General features: G+C 65.6%; 17 protein-coding genes. 7 read left to right on the top strand and 10 right to left on the bottom strand.

Going from position 1 to position 17443, the window contains the following annotated elements; translation table 11 throughout:
• Positions 1–45: 45 nt before the first annotated feature.
• From T31B1_RS04325 to T31B1_RS04315, 3 genes are read right to left on the bottom strand one after another with little or no spacing between them, the layout of a single operon-like run.
• Positions 46–1074 (bottom strand): NAD(P)H-dependent glycerol-3-phosphate dehydrogenase, encoded by a 1029-nt coding sequence (locus T31B1_RS04325; protein ID WP_353248224.1) that lies wholly within the window; start codon positions 1072–1074, stop codon positions 46–48.
• A 1-nt stretch (position 1075) separates the two neighbouring features.
• Positions 1076–1567 (bottom strand): protein-export chaperone SecB, encoded by a 492-nt coding sequence (gene secB / locus T31B1_RS04320; RefSeq protein ID WP_353248223.1) that lies wholly within the window; start codon positions 1565–1567, stop codon positions 1076–1078.
• Positions 1568–1614: 47 nt separating this feature from the next.
• Entirely contained in the window at positions 1615–2040 is a 426-nt protein-coding gene (locus T31B1_RS04315; protein WP_353248222.1) for a rhodanese-like domain-containing protein, read from the bottom strand.
• A 269-nt stretch (positions 2041–2309) separates the two neighbouring features.
• On the opposite strand from T31B1_RS04315, the gene T31B1_RS04310 reads away from it, so the two are divergent.
• Together T31B1_RS04310 and T31B1_RS04305 are read left to right on the top strand one after the other, a co-directional pair.
• Positions 2310–3503 carry a murein hydrolase activator EnvC family protein gene (locus tag T31B1_RS04310; protein ID WP_353248221.1) on the top strand — a complete coding sequence of 398 codons (1194 nt, stop codon included), beginning with the start codon at positions 2310–2312 and terminating at the stop codon, positions 3501–3503.
• A 227-nt stretch (positions 3504–3730) separates the two neighbouring features.
• Positions 3731–5056, top strand: a complete 1326-nt coding sequence (locus T31B1_RS04305; RefSeq protein ID WP_353248220.1) for a S41 family peptidase — start codon at positions 3731–3733, stop codon at positions 5054–5056.
• On the opposite strand, the gene T31B1_RS04300 is transcribed toward T31B1_RS04305, so the two are convergent.
• Genes T31B1_RS04300 through ubiE form a run of 5 tightly spaced genes read right to left on the bottom strand, consistent with a single transcriptional unit; the run spans position 5025 to position 8584 of the window.
• Entirely contained in the window at positions 5025–5354 is a 330-nt protein-coding gene (locus T31B1_RS04300; RefSeq protein ID WP_353248745.1) for a GNAT family N-acetyltransferase, read from the bottom strand. The genes T31B1_RS04305 and T31B1_RS04300 overlap by 32 nt on opposite strands.
• Positions 5348–5554 (bottom strand): hypothetical protein, encoded by a 207-nt coding sequence (locus T31B1_RS04295; RefSeq protein WP_353248219.1) that lies wholly within the window; start codon positions 5552–5554, stop codon positions 5348–5350. Before T31B1_RS04295 ends, T31B1_RS04300 begins: the two co-directional genes overlap by 7 nt.
• On the bottom strand, positions 5551–7170 hold the full coding sequence (gene ubiB, locus T31B1_RS04290; RefSeq protein ID WP_353248218.1) for a ubiquinone biosynthesis regulatory protein kinase UbiB: 1620 nt from the start codon (positions 7168–7170) through the stop codon (positions 5551–5553). Before ubiB ends, T31B1_RS04295 begins: the two co-directional genes overlap by 4 nt.
• Entirely contained in the window at positions 7170–7778 is a 609-nt protein-coding gene (locus T31B1_RS04285) for a ubiquinone biosynthesis accessory factor UbiJ (protein WP_353248217.1), read from the bottom strand. Before T31B1_RS04285 ends, ubiB begins: the two co-directional genes overlap by 1 nt.
• Positions 7775–8584 carry a bifunctional demethylmenaquinone methyltransferase/2-methoxy-6-polyprenyl-1,4-benzoquinol methylase UbiE gene (gene ubiE, locus T31B1_RS04280; protein WP_353248216.1) on the bottom strand — a complete coding sequence of 270 codons (810 nt, stop codon included), beginning with the start codon at positions 8582–8584 and terminating at the stop codon, positions 7775–7777. Before ubiE ends, T31B1_RS04285 begins: the two co-directional genes overlap by 4 nt.
• Positions 8585–8717: 133 nt before the next feature.
• On the opposite strand from ubiE, the gene T31B1_RS04275 reads away from it, so the two are divergent.
• The gene (locus tag T31B1_RS04275; protein WP_353248215.1) at positions 8718–9941 is read left to right on the top strand and encodes a saccharopine dehydrogenase family protein; all 1224 of its coding nucleotides are present in this window, start codon (positions 8718–8720) and stop codon (positions 9939–9941) included.
• 400 nt (positions 9942–10341) lie between these two features.
• Here the strand turns inward: T31B1_RS04275 and T31B1_RS04270 are convergent, their stop codons facing one another.
• Together T31B1_RS04270 and T31B1_RS04265 are read right to left on the bottom strand one after the other, a co-directional pair.
• Complete coding sequence (locus tag T31B1_RS04270) at positions 10342–11832, bottom strand: sodium:solute symporter family protein (protein ID WP_353248214.1); 1491 nt, start codon at positions 11830–11832, stop codon at positions 10342–10344.
• A 1-nt stretch (position 11833) separates the two neighbouring features.
• Positions 11834–12076: a hypothetical protein gene (locus tag T31B1_RS04265; protein WP_353248213.1), complete on the bottom strand. Its 243-nt coding sequence runs from the start codon at positions 12074–12076 to the stop codon at positions 11834–11836.
• Positions 12077–12292: 216 nt separating this feature from the next.
• Between T31B1_RS04265 and T31B1_RS04260 the strand changes: the two genes are divergently transcribed.
• From T31B1_RS04260 to T31B1_RS04245, 4 genes are all read left to right on the top strand, one after another.
• Positions 12293–13180 (top strand): LysR family transcriptional regulator, encoded by an 888-nt coding sequence (locus T31B1_RS04260; RefSeq protein WP_353248212.1) that lies wholly within the window; start codon positions 12293–12295, stop codon positions 13178–13180.
• Positions 13181–13287: 107 nt separating this feature from the next.
• A complete protein-coding gene (locus T31B1_RS04255; RefSeq protein WP_353248211.1) occupies positions 13288–14535 on the top strand; it encodes a CaiB/BaiF CoA transferase family protein in 1248 nt (415 codons plus the stop codon).
• A 1-nt stretch (position 14536) separates the two neighbouring features.
• Positions 14537–15463, top strand: a complete 927-nt coding sequence (locus T31B1_RS04250) for a hydroxymethylglutaryl-CoA lyase (RefSeq protein WP_353248210.1) — start codon at positions 14537–14539, stop codon at positions 15461–15463.
• A 266-nt stretch (positions 15464–15729) separates the two neighbouring features.
• A complete protein-coding gene (locus tag T31B1_RS04245; protein WP_353248209.1) occupies positions 15730–17439 on the top strand; it encodes a thiamine pyrophosphate-dependent enzyme in 1710 nt (569 codons plus the stop codon).
• Positions 17440–17443: the final 4 nt, after the last annotated feature.

Here is a 17443-nt window from a genome sequence, read left to right as displayed (position 1 = left end):
TGGTACACGCCCCGGCCGATGATGACATCGTGCCATGGCACTATTTTAATCTTTTTCGGCGCGGAACGGGCGATCCGTCAATTGTCGCACTGCATCGCGCGGCGCCACGCCCTCGTGGAGCACCCGATAGGCCTGTCGGGCGATCGGCATTTCCACATCGAGCTGATCGGCGATACGGTCGACCTCGCGGGCCACGCGTACGCCTTCGACAACCTGCTGGATCTCGATCTGGGCAGCCTCGACGCTCAGGCCGTCGGCAAGCGCCAGCCCCATCCGCCGGTTGCGGGACTGGTCGTCGGTGCAGGTGAGCAACAGATCCCCGAGCCCGGCCATGCCGGTGAAGGTGGCGCGCTCGCCGCCGAGTTTCTCGCCCAGACGCATCATTTCCGACAGCCCGCGGGTGATCAGCAGCGCACGAGCGTTGGCTCCATAGCCGAGCCCGTCGGAGATACCCACGGCGATAGCGAGCACGTTCTTGACCGCGCCGCCTACGCCGACACCGACGATATCGGCCGTTGTATAGACACGGAATACGCCGTCATGAAAGGCCGCGGCCATATCGCGCGCGAAGACGGGATCGGTGGAGGCCACCGTCACCGCAGTCGGCATGCCCTGGCCGACTTCGCCGGCGAAGCTGGGGCCGGACAAGGCCGCCGTGACTCGCGCCTCGCCGAGCGTCTCGGCCGCCACCTGATGGGGCAGCAGCGCCGACTCCGGTTCCAGGCCCTTGGTCGCCCAGATCACGCGTTGACCGGCGCCAAGCAGGGGTTCGAGCGCGGTCAGGCACTCGCGCAGGGCATGGCTGGGCACGACCACGAGCACGTCGTCGGCCCCTTCCACTGCCGCGGCCATGTCGGCGCACGGGTCCAGCGTATCGGGCAGGGGACAACCCGGGAGGTAGCGACGATTCTCCCGCGCCCCGGACATGGCCTGGATGGCGGCCGTATCGCGCGCCCACAGGCGTACGTCGTTGCCGTTGCGCGCCAGCTGGATGGCCAGCGCGGTGCCCCAGGAGCCGGCACCGAGCACCGCCATGCACCGGGCTGCACCGCGTTCGGCCGCCGTGGTGGTCATATCAGTGCGTGGCGTTGCCGGCGTCGGTGGGCGCGCCGGTCTGGTTCTGCTGATGCTGAGCGTAGAGCAGATCGAAGTTGACCGGCTGCAGCAGGAAATGAGGAAAACCCGCGCGCACCACCATGTCGCCCACGCTCTCACGCACGTACGGGAACAGTACCGACGGACAGTAGGCACCCAGCACGTGGCCGCGCTCGGCGTCGTCATCGAAGCCTTCGATCTGGAACACGCCGGCCTGCTGGACTTCCACGATATAGGCGGTGCGCTCGCCCTGCTTGGCCGTCACGGTCACCGTCACGATGACCTGATGCGTCTCGCGCGACAGCGTCTCGATACGGGTGTTCAGATCCACGTTGACTTCGGGCTTGTACTCTTCGGTGAACACCCGCGGGCCGTCCGGCACCTCGATCGAGGCATCACGGACATAGATCTTTTGCAGCGCCACCTGGCGCTGAGGCTGGGCGTTTTCGCTGCCGGCGGTCTGTTCTGCCATGACTGGCTCCTCGTCTGACCTGTGGATGGGTTGAGCGCGCAGCTCGTCTACTTGCGGGTCACCGGCATGCCGTCGCCCTGCCAGGCGTTGATGCCGCCCTTGAGCGCGTAAGCGCGGCTATAGCCAAGCTTGCGCAGCTTGGCCACGGCCTGGGGCGCGACATTGCCGATGCCGCAATAACAGATGATGGTGCGGTCGGTGTTCTTGGTGATCTCGCCGGCGCGTTCCTCAATGCCCGCCATGGGAATATGCTTGGCGTTGAGGATATGGCCTTTCTTGTAATCCGCCGCCGAACGCGTATCGACCACGATCGCCTCGTCGACGTTGATCATGCGCACCGCGTCGTTGGCCGGAATGGGCCGGTGCCCCTTGAGCACGCGCAACGCCTCGTTGACCGCCAGCGCGATCAGCGCGACCAGCAGCGCCCCGAAAAGAAACGGGTGATTGGTGACGAATTCCTGAATCTGCTGCATAAAAACGGTCCGATCGGCCGTTGCCAGCCGTCAAATCCCAGTCGGTAGAAGATCGAAAAACGCAGGACACCCGCGCGCCGGCCGCGATTATTGCATACGGGGCGCAGTGATCGAATCGCTGTGCAAGGCGCGCGTTTTCGCAGCGCGCCGATTTCGTCGCCCGGACTGCGCCTGCCGGCGTCCGATTGAGCCCCGAAAGCCCGTAATTCCGGGGCCTGTCGCCACGCGCACGCTGTCCAACGACGGTCAAGCGCTTACAATCGCGCCCTATGACCCTGTCCCGCCTGTCTGGCCGTCGATCGATGGGCCGCCGATTGCTGCGCCTGTGCCTGTGCCTGGTGGTACTGGGCCCGGTTGCGGGTACGGCCAACGCCGATGACGACAGCCGATCGGCGCGCGCCCAGGCCGAGCTCGATGCGCTGCGCGATCGGATCGACACCGTGCGCGGACAGATCGCCGCCGACCAGAGCCAGCGCAGCGACCTGGCCGATCGTCTGTCCGCGGCCGAGACCGAAATCCATACGGCATCCAAGCATCTGCGCGAGCTCGACGGCGACATCAAGCGCGCCCAGGCCCGTGTCGACGATCTGGCTGGACGTCGCAACGCCGAGCGCGAGGACCTGGCCGATCAGCTTGCCGCGCTGCGCGCTCAGGTGCGTGCGGCCTACAGCAGCGGGCGCATGGACAAGATGCGGCTGCTGCTGTCCGGCCAGTCGCCGGAAAAACTTGGTCGCATGCTCGTTTACTACGAGTATTTCGCCCGTGCCCAGACCCGTCAGGTAGCCACGCTGCGTGAGGCGCTCGCCGATCTGATCGTCCGCCAGAAGGCATTGGAAACCCAGCAAAAGGCACTGTCAGACCAGCGCAGTGCGCGGGCCGCCACCTTGAGCCGGCTCGAATCCAACCAGCGCCAGCGCCGCCAGACCATCGACGCGCTCGACAAGCGGCTGTCTTCGCGTACGGCCAGTCTCAAGGAGCTGCGAGCCGACGCCGCGCGCCTGGAGAAGCTGATGGGCACGCTGTCCGAAGAGCTGGCGGATCTCCCGTCGCCCGCCTCCGGCGACATCGCCTTTTCGCGCCTGAAGGGCCGGATGGCGCCGCCGGTTCGCGGCAAGATGCTGGCCCGCTTCGGCTCCCGAAAGGCCGGTGGCCCGCTGCGCTGGCAGGGGATATGGCTGGCGGCACCCGAAGGTACGCCGGTCAAGAGCGTGGCCAGCGGACGCGTGGTGTATGTCGGCTATATGCATCGCTACGGCCTGATCGTGATCATCGATCACGGGCACAACTACTACACGCTATACGGCCATGCCGAGAGCACGTATGTAGAGGTTGGCGATGCCGTGACCCGGAACCAGACCATCGCACGAGCCGGGCGCACCGGCGGCCATCGGCGCAGCGGCACCTATTTCGAAATCCGGCGCGGACAGACCCCGATCAACCCGGCCGACTGGCTGTCCGGCTGACCCCGCGTGCCCACCGGCCGGCGCGCTCGGGGCATCCGGAGCGACACCGGCGACGTAAACCGAGGCGGATGATTGACCGATGACCGCAACAACATCGGCAAACGCCTGTTCCGTACACGTTTTATGGTATCTTCGCAGCGTCAAGCCGGCGGTGGTAAACCGCACACTATTCGACGCACGCGATGTGTGGTCTGGCCGCTGTTGCGGCTGCGGGGAGTTCTCATTACATGCGGTCGACAATTCGCAGCGCACTGCTGATCGCCGGCAGCATAATCCTCGGCATGACAGCGGCCATCGGCCCATCGGCGGTGGCTCAGAGCCAGCCTTCCGTGGCGCCCGCCGATGACGGCGATCAGGGTCTGCCGCTCGACGAACTGCGCACGTTCGTCGAGATCCTCAATCGCGTCAAGCAAGGTTATGTCGAGGACGTCAGCGATCAGAATCTGCTGGAAAACTCGATTCGCGGCATGCTCGACGGACTGGATCCGCATTCGGCCTATCTCAACAAGGAAGAGTTCCGCGAGCTGTCGATTTCGACCTCCGGCAAGTTCGGCGGTCTCGGAATTGAAGTTCAGCTGCAGAACGGCTTCGTACGGGTGGTCGCGCCCATCGACGACTCGCCCGCGGCAAAGGCCGGCATTCAGGCCGGCGATCTGATCGTGCGAATCGACGACGCGGCGGTCAAAGGCATGAGTCTGAGCGAGGCGGTGCGCAAGATGCGCGGCGATGTGGGCAGCGACATCACGCTGACGGTCCTGCGCGAGGGCCGGGATGAACCGTTCAAGGTCACGCTCAAACGCGCGGTCGTACGTGTGGAAAGCGTCAAGTCGCGGATGCTCGATCGCGGCTACGGCTATGTACGGATCACGCAGTTCTCGAGCAATACCGGCGATGCGCTCAAACAGGCAATCGAGACGCTGCAATCCAAGGCTGGCGCCGACGGGCTGCACGGCATTGTCCTGGATCTGCGCAACAACCCCGGCGGCGTGCTCAGCGCAGCGGTCGATGTGTCCGACGCATTCCTCGACAGCGGCGGCATCGTCTCGATCCGGGGCCGTGCCCCGAATACCGATCAGCAGTTCGACGCCAACCCCGGCGACATGCTCTACGGCGCGCCGATGGTCGTACTGGTCAACGAAGGCTCGGCCTCGGCATCGGAAATCGTGGCCGGCGCCCTGCAGGACGACAGCCGCGCGGTGATCATGGGCCATCGTACGTTCGGCAAGGGCTCGGTGCAGACGCTCATCCCGCTGGCCAACGGTGCCGCGCTCAAGCTGACCACGGCACGCTATTACACACCCAGCGGTCGATCGATCCAGGCCGAGGGAATCCAGCCCGATGTGGGTATTCAGGACGTCAACGTCACCGCCGCCAAGGCCAGCAGCGTGACCCCGTTCTCCGAAGCCGATCTTGCCGGCGCGCTGGCCAACGAGTCCGCTCCGCCGCAAGACGCCGAACAGGCCCGTACCGAGGACGACCTGGCGGCCGACGACTATCCGCTCTACGAGGCGCTCAACCTGCTCAAGGGGCTGTATATCCTGCGCTCGCGTTGAGCGGCCTGACACGGTCTGCGGCCCGGCACCAGCGCAGATGATCGTGGGTCGGGGTCGTACGTTCGGGTAGAAACCCGTGTCGAGTATAGAAGCTCGCCGCTCGCGTATTGGTCCGGAACACGGCCAGGCTCACGTCGCGGCCGGTCGCCGCTGCGGTGGCCTGCAGCCAGCCGATCAGCCGGCTGCCGATGCCCTGGCCCCGTTCGTCTCGGGCGAGCGCGATATTGGCCAGATGCAGTGTCTGCGCGCGCGGCTGAATCTGGATATATCCGCACGCCTGCTGCTCGCGGATCACCACCAAGGCGGCAGCGCCTCGAACAGACGAGCGAAATCGCGACGCTGCCAGGCTTCGTCCCATCCCCACAACCGCTCGATATGGGCACGCAACGCCTCGGCGTGCCAGGCAAACAGCAACGCCTGGTCGAAGCACAGGGCTTGGCGCAACCGCAACCCGGGCGCGAGCCAGCGACGCGCGTGCACGCCCTCGTTCGGGCTCATCCGCGCCAGGCGCGTACCCAGCTGGCCAGCCCCGCGACGACGACCGCTCCCCCCAGCCAGGCCGAAACGCCGGCATACAACCCCAGCAGCACGCCGGACACCACCAGCCCGGTGCCGACCATCGTCCAGCGCATCGCTCGACGCGCACTGCGCAGTTCGGCCGTGATATCGGTGAGCGCGTGTCCGAGCTCTCGTGCGGCCGGGCTGGTGCCGTCGTCGAGCCGCTTGACCAGCTTGGTTGCAAGGCCCGGCAGGCTGTCCATGATCTGAGGCAGCTGATTGCGCATGCGCTCGGCCGCGACTTTCGGACTCGCACGATGGCGCATCCACTCCTCGAGCACGGGCTTGGCCGTGGCCCACAGATCGAGCTGGGGGTACAGATCGCGACCCAGCCCTTCCACATTGAGCACGGTCTTCTGCAACAGCACCAGCTGGGGCTGGACCTGGTAGCGATAGCGCCTCGCAATCTTGAACAACCGGACGAGGAACAGGCCGAACGATATCTCGGCCAGCGGCTTGTTCATGATCGGCTCGGAAACCGTGCGGATGGCGCCCTCGAATTCCTCGATGCTGGTGTCCGCGGGCATCCAGCCCGATTCGACATGCAGCTCGGCGATCTTGCGGTAATCCTGGTTGAAAAATGCCAGGAAGTTCTCGGCCAGATAACGCTGATCGTCGGCGGTCAGCGATCCGACAATGCCGAAATCCAGCCCCACGTAACGTGGCCGATGCGGGTGGTCCGTCTGTACGAAGATGTTGCCGGGGTGCATGTCGGCATGGAAGAAGTTGTCGCGGAATACCTGCTTGAAGAAGATCTCCACGCCGCGTTCGGCCAGCACCTTGAAGTCCACGCCGGCCGCCTTGAGCGTGTCGATATCGTCGATCGGCACCCCGTGCATGTGCTCCATGACCAGCACGCTTTCGGTGCTGTAATCGAAATGGATCTCGGGATGGATGATCAGATCCGAGCCGGCCCAGTTGCGCCCGAGCTGACTGGCGTTGGCGCCCTCGCGCATCAGGTCCAGCTCATCGTGGATGATGCGATCGTACTCGGCCACGATCTCGATGGGCCGCAGGCGTTTGGCCTCCGGATGAAAACGCGCTGCCAGCCCGGCCAGCCGGTAGAGCACGGCGATATCGCGGTCGATGCGCTCGTGCACGTCGGGCCGCAACACCTTCACCACGACTTCACGGCCCTGGGGTTCGCCGGCCCGTGCATGCAGCCTCGCGGCATGCACCTGGGCGATCGAGGCCGCGGCCATGGGCTCGGTCTCGAAGGATTCGAAGAACACGTCCAGCGGGTGACCATAGGCAGCCTCGATCAGCCGCCGCGCCTCGGCGCCTTCGAAGGGCGGCACGTCGTCCTGAAGCCTGGATAGCTCTTCGGCCATGCCCGGCGGCAGGAGATCGCGGCGCGTGGACAGCGTCTGACCGAACTTCACGAACACCGGCCCCAGCGATTCCAGCGCCAGCCGCAGTCGGACGTTGATGTCTTGATCGAACGCACGCGGTGCGCCCACCAGCCAGGACGGCGCGGACTCACCCATCAGTTCGCCGAGCCCGTAGCGGCGAACGGTGCGCAGAATCCCCAGCAGACGGCGGCTGCGCGAGAACATCAGTGCGCCCGCCCGCGTTCGATACGCCGTAGCCGTGCCTCGAAGCGCTCGGTGTCGTCGCGCAGCGTCTCCACCCGGCGCATGAATTGTTCGTGCTCCCAGTCGCCGATCACGTCTCGGGTCTCCTCACGAAGATATTCCGCGGTCTGCTCGGGCAGCTCACGGGCAGCACGCGCAAACAGCCGGCGCGCGCCGGCCAGCCCGCGGCCGACGACATAGGCGGGCACCGGCCCGAAACGCGCATCCACGATATCGGCAATATCGAAATCGACGCCGGCAAACAGGTCGGCAAAACGCTGAGCGATGCCGACATCGCCCTCGATGCGCAGACCGCCCCCGGTCAACCCCTCACGCGCGCCGGAGAACAGGACTCGGCCGAAGGCACTACTACGCCCAGTCAGGCTTACATCCGCATCGGCCTGCAGCGTGCGCACCTGTAGCCCGTGACGTTCGGCAACGAAGCACAGGCCGAAACCCAGGTCAGACAGACGGATGGCCAGCGAGTGCCCGGCCAGAGCTTCGCAACGCGCCAGAGCGCGCGCATCGGCGGCGATATAGCGGTGCAGGGCGATCTCGATCGCGCCCAGGGCGGGGCTCGGCAGGTTCATGCCGCGTAGCCGCGATGAACGGCCACGATGCCGCCGGTGAGGTTGTGATAGCCACAGCGAACGAAGCCGGCCGTCTCCATCATGCGCTGCAGCGTGGCCTGATCCGGATGCATGCGGATCGATTCCGCCAGATAGCGATAGGAGGCTTCGTCGTTGGCCACCTTCTTGCCCAGCCACGGCAGTACCGTGAACGAGTACAGATCATAGAGCTTATCCAGGCCGGGCACGGCTGGCTTGGAGAACTCCAGCACCAGCGAGCGACCGCCGGGCTTGGTCACACGAGCCATCTCCGCGAGGGCGGCCGGCTTGTCGGTGACGTTGCGCAGACCGAAACCGATCGTCACGCAGTCGAAACTGTTGTCGGCGAAAGGCAGGCGTTCGGCATTGGCGAGGCAGTAATCGACGTTTCCAACGACGCCGCGATCGGCCAGCCGGTCGCGGCCATTGGCCAGCATGGCTGCGTTGATGTCCGACAGCAGTACACGGCCTTCGGGGCCGACCCGACGCGCGAAACCGGCGGCCAGATCGCCTGTCCCCCCGGCCAGATCCAACACCCGATCGCCCGGCCGAACCGCCGCCAGCTCGAGGGTGAAACGCTTCCAGGCGCGATGGATTCCCATCGACATCAGATCGTTCATGATGTCGTAGTTATCGGCCACCGAATCGAACACCGCGGCGACCCGGCCCTGTTTCTCGCCGCGAGCGACGCGCTCGTAGCCGAAGTCGATGCTGTCGTCGGGCTCGGCGGCGCCTTGGGGTCCGGCCTGGCTGCGGTTGGGGGCGGACTGCGGATCGTGCTCGGTCATGGCACACCTGGGAAATAGGGCTGCGGCAAGCTTACGCGAGGCACCCGGACCGGCCAAGCCGGACCCGGCACGGCGAGCGTAATCCATGTTTCCCGTAGGCTGTGGTTTATCGAATCCGCAATCGGAGAGGGCCATGCCCGCCAACGGCTACGACATCGTGATTTTCGGCGCCACCAGTTTCGTCGGTCAGCTGGTCTGTGCCTATCTGGCGCAGCGCTACGAGGCCGATGGCGATTTCCGCTGGGCCATGGCCGGACGCACCCCGGCCAAGCTGGAACGGGTTCGTGACCAGATCGGACGACCGGATATCGATCTGATCGTCGCCGATGCCCAGGACCCGGCGTCACTCACCGCCCTGTGTGAACAGACACGGGCGGTGGTCTCCACGGTCGGCCCCTATGCGCTCTATGGCGAGCCCATGATCGCCGCCTGCACGGAGACCGGCACCGACTACTGCGATCTGACCGGCGAGGTGCACTGGATCAAGCAGATGCTGTCACGCTACGAAGCCCGTGCGCGCCAGACCGGCGCCCGGATCGTGCCCTGCTGCGGCTTCGACTCGCTGCCCTCGGATCTGGGCGTGCATTTTCTGCAACAGGCAGCCGGACAGCGTTTCGGCGTACCCTGCAACCGCGTCAAGATGCGCGTCAAGGCCATGCGTGGCGGTTTTTCCGGCGGTACGGTCGCCAGCATGACTGCCCTGGCCAAGGCGCTGCGCCGCGATCCGTCCCTGCGCCGGGAACTGGCCAACCCCTATTCGATCTGCCCGCCAGGCTACGACCCCGGCGTACGCCAGCCGAGCGTACGTGCGGCTCGATACGACGACACCGCCAACGCCTGGATCGCGCCGTTCATCATGGCCACCACCAACGAGCGGGTGGTCCAGCGAAGCAACGCGCTATCCGAGCAGGCATACGGCAGGGACTTCCAGTACGACGAAGCGATGCTGATGGGCCGCGGCATCAAGGGCCGCATGGCTGCCCACGGGCTGACGCTCGGCCTGGGCGGCTTTCTGCTGGGCGTCGCCCTGGCGCCGACCCGTGCCGTGCTCGAGCGTTTCGTGCTGCCGGCGCCCGGCGAGGGCCCGAGTCCCGAAGCCCAGGCCAACGGCTTCTACGATATCCGCCTGTTTGGCCGCACTGCTGACGGTGAGCGCCTGACCGCGCGCGTACGCGGTGATCGAGACCCGGGCTACGGTTCGACCTGCAAGATGCTGGGCGAAGCCGGCGCCTGCCTGGCGCGTGATATCGGCAGCGAGGTACCTGGCGGCTTCTGGACACCGGCCACGCTTTTCGGCGACGCCTTGATCGAACGGCTGCAGACGCATGCCGGCGTGAGCTTCGATCTCGTCGACTGACACGGCGCCGCAGGAGCCGGGCCGGAAAACGACGCCGCCGCGCCTGGCTGCCTTACCCGGCCCGACCGGCGAGCGACACGGCCCTAGCGACGAGCCGCCTGAAAACGCCGGCAATCGCTATCGGGGCGCGCGATCGAAAAGCCGATGCACCGAGGATCCGTCCGCAGGCGAGCGACGTGGCCAGGTCGTTCGCATTGATCCGCGGGACCCGGCCTAGGCCTTAAGAGCCAAGCTTGCGCAGGTCGGTCGTTGCGGCACCGGGCACCGGGCATTCAGAGCGTGGAACGGATTGCCACGCGGCCAGCGCGCCGAGACCGAACGCTGGCGCTCGATCTCGGGGGCGACCGGTTTGTCGGACGCGCAAGCCGGCAGGCCGCTCGAGGCGGCCCGCCGGCGCGGGTCAGTAGGTGCCGATGACCTCCACGGCACGTTCGTGCTCTTCGCGGTCCACGCCCATGACCAGGCTCGCGCCGATACAGATCACCAGGTTGAGCAGCAGCCCCCAAAGGCCACTGAACACACCCAGCGGACGCCAGCCGGCGAACGTCATGGCCGCGGCCAGTACCGCGCCGGCCAGCATGCCCGCGAACAGGGCCCGGCTGTTGAGCCGGCTCCAGTACAGGCCCAGGATAAGCGCCGGCGCGGCCTGAATCAGCAGCTCGAACTTGAGTACGAAGATCTGGTACAGCGTGGACGGCGGATACCAGGCGATGATCACCAGCACGACCACCGCGACCAGGCCGATCAGCTTGCCGACAAGGATCTTGCGTTGCTCGCTGGCTTCGGGATGGATATAGCGTCCGTACAGGTCATTGGACACGATCGAGGAAAAAGTGAGCAACACCGAGTCCGCGGTGGACACGATGGCCGCGATCACGCCGCCGAACAGCAGCACCATGGCCCAGTAGAAGACCAGGCTGCGGCTGGCCAGCGCATTGGCGATCCGCCCGACCAGCTGTTCGGATTCGGCCGTGGTCAGATCCGGAAAGGCCGCGATGCCGATGATGCCGACGAAAAAGACCACGCCGGCGGTGATGAACGGCATATAGGCCATGCGGATGAACGAACGCTTGAGCGTGGCCTCGCTACGCGCCGAGAAGATACGCTGGACCGCATGCGGATAGACCGCGGCGCCAATACCGACCAGCAACAGCAGACTGAACCAGTGCGCCACACCGGCGGCATCCGGCGCGCCCAGCTTCTCCGGCGTCTGTACGCGCATGACCTCGGCCGACGCGGCCGGGCCGCCGAAATAGATCAGCGAGCCGATGAGCAGCATGAACACGCCGAACAGCAGCGCGATGCCCTGGATGGTGTCGGTATAGGCGACCGAACGCATGCCTCCCAGCCAGCTGTAGGCAACCATGATCACGATGAAGAACACCACGCCGACCTGGTATGGAATGGTGCCACCGGTCAGCCCCGACACGCCCTGGCCGATGGCCACGAACTGTTCGAGCAGGTAGTTGCCCAGCGCATAGAGCATGAGCGTGGCTGCCAGGATGGTCACGGCCTTGGACTTGAACCGGATATCGATCCAGTCGACCGGTGTCAGCAGCGAAAAACGCCGTCCGAGTGCGTACAGCCTCGGCGCGAAGAACAGATAGGCCGCGATGATGCAGATGAAAAACGGCACCGATACGAGGTACTGGTAACCGATCCGGTAGGCCGTCGGCGGGTAGCCAACGACGGTATTGCCGCTGTACTGGGTCGCGAAGAAGGTGAAGAACAACACCATGACGCCCAGCCCGCGACCGCCGAGATAGTATTCATCCAGGCTTTCCAGGATATTGCGATTGCGCAGGTATGTGATCAGCCCGACTGCGAGCATGAGCACGCCGTAGGCGACCAGCACGATGATGCCGGCCGCGCCGCCGAATGCCAGTTCCATATCAGTCTCCGCCGCCGTCTTGCTCGTCGGTCTGCATGTCCCAGTGACAGCAGACCACCCAGGTCACGAAGACCGATAACGCCAGCGAGGCGGCAAGAATGATCCATGCCCAGTACGGCACGCCCCAGATCAGCGGGGTATAAGCGCCGTCGGTGAAATACCAGGGATTGATCAGCGCGAAGACCGCGATGAACACGATCCATACGATCGGCCGCTTGATCGGCTCCTTGCTTTGTCGTGCCATGGCACGTCTCCTCTCTATGTTGTTCGGCGACAGGACGACGACCGCCCAGTCGAGGGCATGCTACGACGGCCGGTGAATGCTGCCCACAGCCGCGCCCCCGCAGTCATGCCGCTTGAATTAGGATGGCGGTGCCACCGGAGGCCCGACAATCAGGCAATCGGTAAGGCAGGCTTCGTCAATCGCGAAGCCAAGTCTGTCACCGCTGGTTTACTACCGATGTACCGAATCGATCTGACCACGTTGAGGCTGTTCGTGGCCGTGGCCGCCGAGCACAGCCTGACCGCCGCGGCCGAGCGCGAACACATGGCGCTGGCCGCGGTCAGCAAACGGATCCGCGACCTGGAGATACGCCTGGACGCAGAGCTGCTCTATCGGCGGCCGCGCGGCGTCGAGCTGACCCCGGCGGGCGATGCCCTGCTTCACCATGCCCGTGGCGTGCTCGAGGCCATGCATGAACTGCAGGCGGATCTGAGCGAGTACAGCCGCGGCGTGCGCGGCCATGTACGCATGTATGCCAACACCTCGTCGATCATCGAGTTTCTGCCGGCCGATCTGGCCGCCTTCAGCCGCCGTCACCCCGAGGTGAAGATCGATCTGCAGGAGCGCATCAGCAGCGAAGTGGTACAGGCCGTGCGCGAGGGTCGTACCGATATCGGCCTGTTCGCCGGCCGCCAGGCGGTCGAAGACCTCGACGTACGGCCGTATCGCTGCGACCGACTGGTCCTGGTCACACCGAGCGACCATCCCCTGGCCCGACGCGAAGCCGTGAGTCTGGAACAGGCCGTCGCCTACGATTTCATCGGCCTGCAGCAGGACGCCTCTCTGCACCAGATGATCGTGACTGCCGCGCGCGATGCCGGCCTGCCCCTGCGCATGCGGGTTCAGGTCCGCAGCTTCGAGGGCATCTGCCGCATGATCGGTTTCGGCATGGGTGTCGGCGTACTGCCGGACAAGGCCTTCGATACGCTCGGCCCGCGGCTGGGCCTGTCGATCGTGCCGCTGAGCGATGTCTGGGCGACGCGTCAGCTGTGGCTTGCCGTACGCGATATCAACAGCCTGTCGGTGCTGGCGCGGGAAATGGTCGACCACCTGACCGCCGACTGAGCATGCGTACGCGAGCCGCGAAGGCTCGATTGCCGATCGGATGATTGTTCTACGCGCATGCCTTGCCTAGTCTCGATTCCGAGTTTCATCCGCGTGGCGATTGCTTCATGACTTCGACCAACAACGATCACATACCGACCCAGCCCTCGAGCATGGCGCTCGAAGGGGTGAAAGTGCTCGAACTCGGCCAGCTCATCGCCGGCCCGTTCGCCACCAAGCTGCTGGGCGAGTTCGGCGCCGATGTGATCAAGATCGAACCGCCGGGCACGGGCGATCCGTTGCGTCGCTGGCGCGTGATGCGCGGCGACACCTCGTTGTGGTGGCATGTCCAGACCCGCAACAAACGCTCGGTGTCGCTGGATCTGAAGTCCGAGGAAGGTCAGGACATCGTCAAGCGGCTGGCGGCCGAGGCCGATATCGTGGTCGAGAACTTCAGCCCCGGTCGGCTGGAGAAATGGGGCCTGGGCTGGGACGCGCTGTCGGCGATCAACCCGGGCCTGATCATGGTCCGCATCTCTGGCTACGGCCAGACCGGCCCGTATCGAGATCTGCCCGGCTTCGGCGTGATCGGCGAGGCCATGGGCGGGCTGCGCTATCTGTCCGGCCACCCGGGCGAGTCGTCGGTGCGCGTGGGGATTTCCATCGGCGATTCGCTGTCGGCGCTGTACGGCGTGATCGGCGCCTTGCTCGCCCTGCAGGAGCGCCGCCACAGCGGGCTCGGCCAGTATATCGACGTAGCCTTGTACGAATCGGTGTTCGCGATGATGGAATCGCTCATCCCCGAATACGACGGCGCCGGCGTGATCCGGCATCCCAGCGGCAGCGCCCTGCCCGGCATCACGCCGTCCAACGCCTATCGATGCGCCGACGACAGCGAAGTGCTGATCGCAGGCAACGGTGATTCCATCTTCAAGCGTCTGATGCACGCGATCGGCCGCGACGACCTGGGCGAGGATCCGGCGCTGGCACACAATGACGGGCGCAGCGACAACGCGGCGATGATCGATACCGCCATCAACAACTGGACCAGCCGCCATGCGCGCGATGAGGTGCTTGAAGTGCTGGAGGCCGCGCGCGTGCCGGCCGGGCATCCCTACACGGCCAAGGATATCGTCGAGGATCCGCACTACGCCGCGCGCGAGATGATCCAGACCATCACCACCCGCGACGGCCAGTCGCTCAAGGTGCCCGGTGTGTTGCCGCGCCTGAGCCGCACGCCCGGACGGATCGGCGGCGGTGGCCCCGCACTGGGAGAGCATACCCAGAGCGTGCTGGACGAACTCGGCATCGATGCCGATACACAGGCGCAGCTGCGCGAGCGCGGGGTCTGTTTTACCGCCGACGACGAGGCCTGACATGCACAATCGCGTATATATCAACGATGTCGCCGCGCGCGACGGTTTCCAGATCGAGGCCGAGTTCGTGCCGACCGCCGACAAGATCGCGCTCATCGACACACTGTCGGCGACCGGTCTGGCCAAGATCGAAGCGACCTCGTTCACCTCGCCGAGGGCAATCCCGAATCTGCGCGACGGGGAGGCCGTCATGCAGGGCATCACGCGCACACCCGGCGTGGATTATGTCGCCCTGATTCCCAACGAGAAGGGTCTGGAACGCGCGATCGCCTGTGCCACCGACGAGTTCAATTTCGTCATGTCCGCCAGCGACAGCCACGGCCGCGCCAACCTGCGCATGAGCGCCGACCAGTCCCTGGAACGGTTTGCGCGGATGGTGGACCTGGCCGCGGGCGAATCCGGATTTCTCAACGCTTCCATATCCACCGCGTTCGGCTGCCCGTTCGAGGGCACGGTGAGCCCCGAGCGGGTGTTGGACCTGGTCGCGCAACTCGAACACATCGGCATGCAGGGCGTGACCCTGTGCGATACCACCGGCATGGCCAACCCGCACCAGGTCGGCACGCTGTGCGAACAGGTTCGACGACGCCATCCGGCACTCGCGCTGACCCTGCACCTGCACAACACCCGCGGCATGGGCCTGGCCAACGCCCTGGCCGGCTGGCAGGCCGGGGTCGAGCGGTTCGACGCCGCCCTGGGCGGCCTCGGCGGCTGCCCATTCGCCCCGGGGGCGACCGGCAACGTCTGTACCGAGGATCTGGTCCACATGTTCGAACAGATGGGCGTCGCCACCGGCGTCGATCTCGATGCCCTGCTCACGGTCGCGGCCACACTGCCGGACATTGTCGGCCACGCGGTGCCCGGACAGGTGGTCAAGGCCGGTCCGTCGAGCCGTCGCTATCCGCTGCCGGAGTCGGCCCGGGCCTAGCACGACCGTCATCGCCGGCTCGGCCGCCCGGCGTTCGGGTGTTGGGCCCGCCGGCGCGACCACCGGCCCATGCGCGGAAGCCGTCGTGCGCACGCTGGCCGGAGGAAGGGCGCTACGCGGATACACGCATTTCTACATCGACGCGGCTTATGCATACTGCACCAACCAACTGCGTTTCTGCGCTGCCCCGCCCGCTCCGTTACGACCGGGTGCCAGCGGGCGGTCGTACCCATGCGCGGGCCCTTGCAAACCGAACGGTGATTTGAATGAGCGCGAACGTTGCTGAAACCATGGTCGATGTCCTGCTACAGGCCGGCGCAAAACGCTGCTATGGCGTGGTGGGCGACACCATCAATCATCTGACCGACGCCATCCGACGCTCGGAGATGGATTGGGTCCACGTGCGCCATGAAGAAGTGGGCGGTTTCGCGGCCGGCGGCGAGGCCTTCATGACCGGCGAGCTGGCCTGCTGTGCGGGTACCTGCGGCCCCGGCAGCGTGCACTTCGTCAACGGGCTGATCGAAAGTCACCGGAACGGCGCCCCGGTGGTGTTCATCGCCTCGCAGGTCGCCACCGCCGAAATGGGCGTCGGCTTTCCGCAGGACGTCGACCAGCGCCCGATCTATGCGCAGTACAGCGTGTTCTGTGAATATGTATCCAGCCCCGACAATGCCCAGCGCCTGACTGCGATCGCCGCCCAGAAAGCGCTCAACGAAGGTGGCCTGGCGGTGCTCATCGTGCCGGGCGACCTGTTCACGGCCAAGCCTGCGAAGACCCTGCCCTGGCGAACCATGCGCTTCGACCCGGTGCTGCGCCCGAACGACGCGGATCTGAGCGCGATTGTGGAAAAGCTCGATGCCGGCAAGAAGGTCTCGATCTATGCCGGCTATGGCTGTCATAACGCCCACGACGAGCTGATCGCGCTGGCCGACCGCCTCGGTGCGCCCATCGCCTGGACCTCGCGCGCCAAGGATTTCGTCGAGTACGGCAACGAGCTCGAAGTCGGCATGACCGGCGTGTTCGGCCTCGAAGGCGGCTATCGCGCGGTGTCCGAATGCGACACCCTGCTGTTGCTGGGATGCAGCTTCGCCTGGGCCCAGTTCTATCCCGACGATGCCACGATCATCCAGGTGGATATCGACCCGGGCAAGATCGGCCTGCGCCATCCAGTGGATATCGGCGTGGTCGGCAGCGTGCGCGACACCTGTGCCGCACTGCTTGAACGGGTGGCCCGTCACGACAACCGCGACTGGGTCAACGATTGCCGCAAGACCTATCTGGAGTCACTCGACCACGCGGCTGCCAAGACCGACGACGACGACTTGATCCATCCACAGGAATTGACCCTGCTGATCGACAAGCATGCCGCCGAGGACGCGGTGTTCACCGCCGACGGTGGCAGCCCGATGGTTTGGTGTCTGCGCCATATCCGTGCCAACGGCCAGCGTCGCACCCTGCCCAGCCTCGTTCACGGCACCATGGCCAACGCTTATCCGCAGGCGCTGGGCATCGCCCGCGCCTTTCCCGGCCGTCAGGTCGTTGCGATGTGCGGCGACGGCGGCATCAGTATGCTGCTGGGCGATCTGCTCACGCTCGTGCAGGAGCAGATCCCGGTCAAGCTGATCGTGTTCAACAACAGCTCGCTGGGTTTCGTCGAGATCGAACAGAAGGTCGACGGTCTGCTGGATGCCTTCACCGAGCTGAAGAACCCGGATTTCGGCCGGCTCGCCGAGGCCATCGGCATGTGGGGCCGCAAGATCGAGCACAAGCACGATCTCGAGGCCGGTGTGGAAGATCTGCTTGCCCAGGACGGGCCCGGCATTCTGGATGTCAAGGTCAACCGGATGGAACTGGTGATGCCGCCCACGATCGAAGCGGGCCAGGTCGCCTCGACCGCGCTCTATTCCACCAAGGCGATCTTCAGCGGCCGCATGGACGAGGTGGTGGACCTGGTGAAGAACAACTTCTGGCGCTAGCCCG

This window comes from Salinisphaera sp. T31B1, assembly GCF_040361275.1.
Classification (GTDB): Bacteria; Pseudomonadota; Gammaproteobacteria; order Nevskiales; family Salinisphaeraceae; genus Salinisphaera.
The sequence above is the reverse complement of the archived record's forward strand: the minus strand, read 5'-3'. Positions and strand labels throughout refer to the sequence as shown.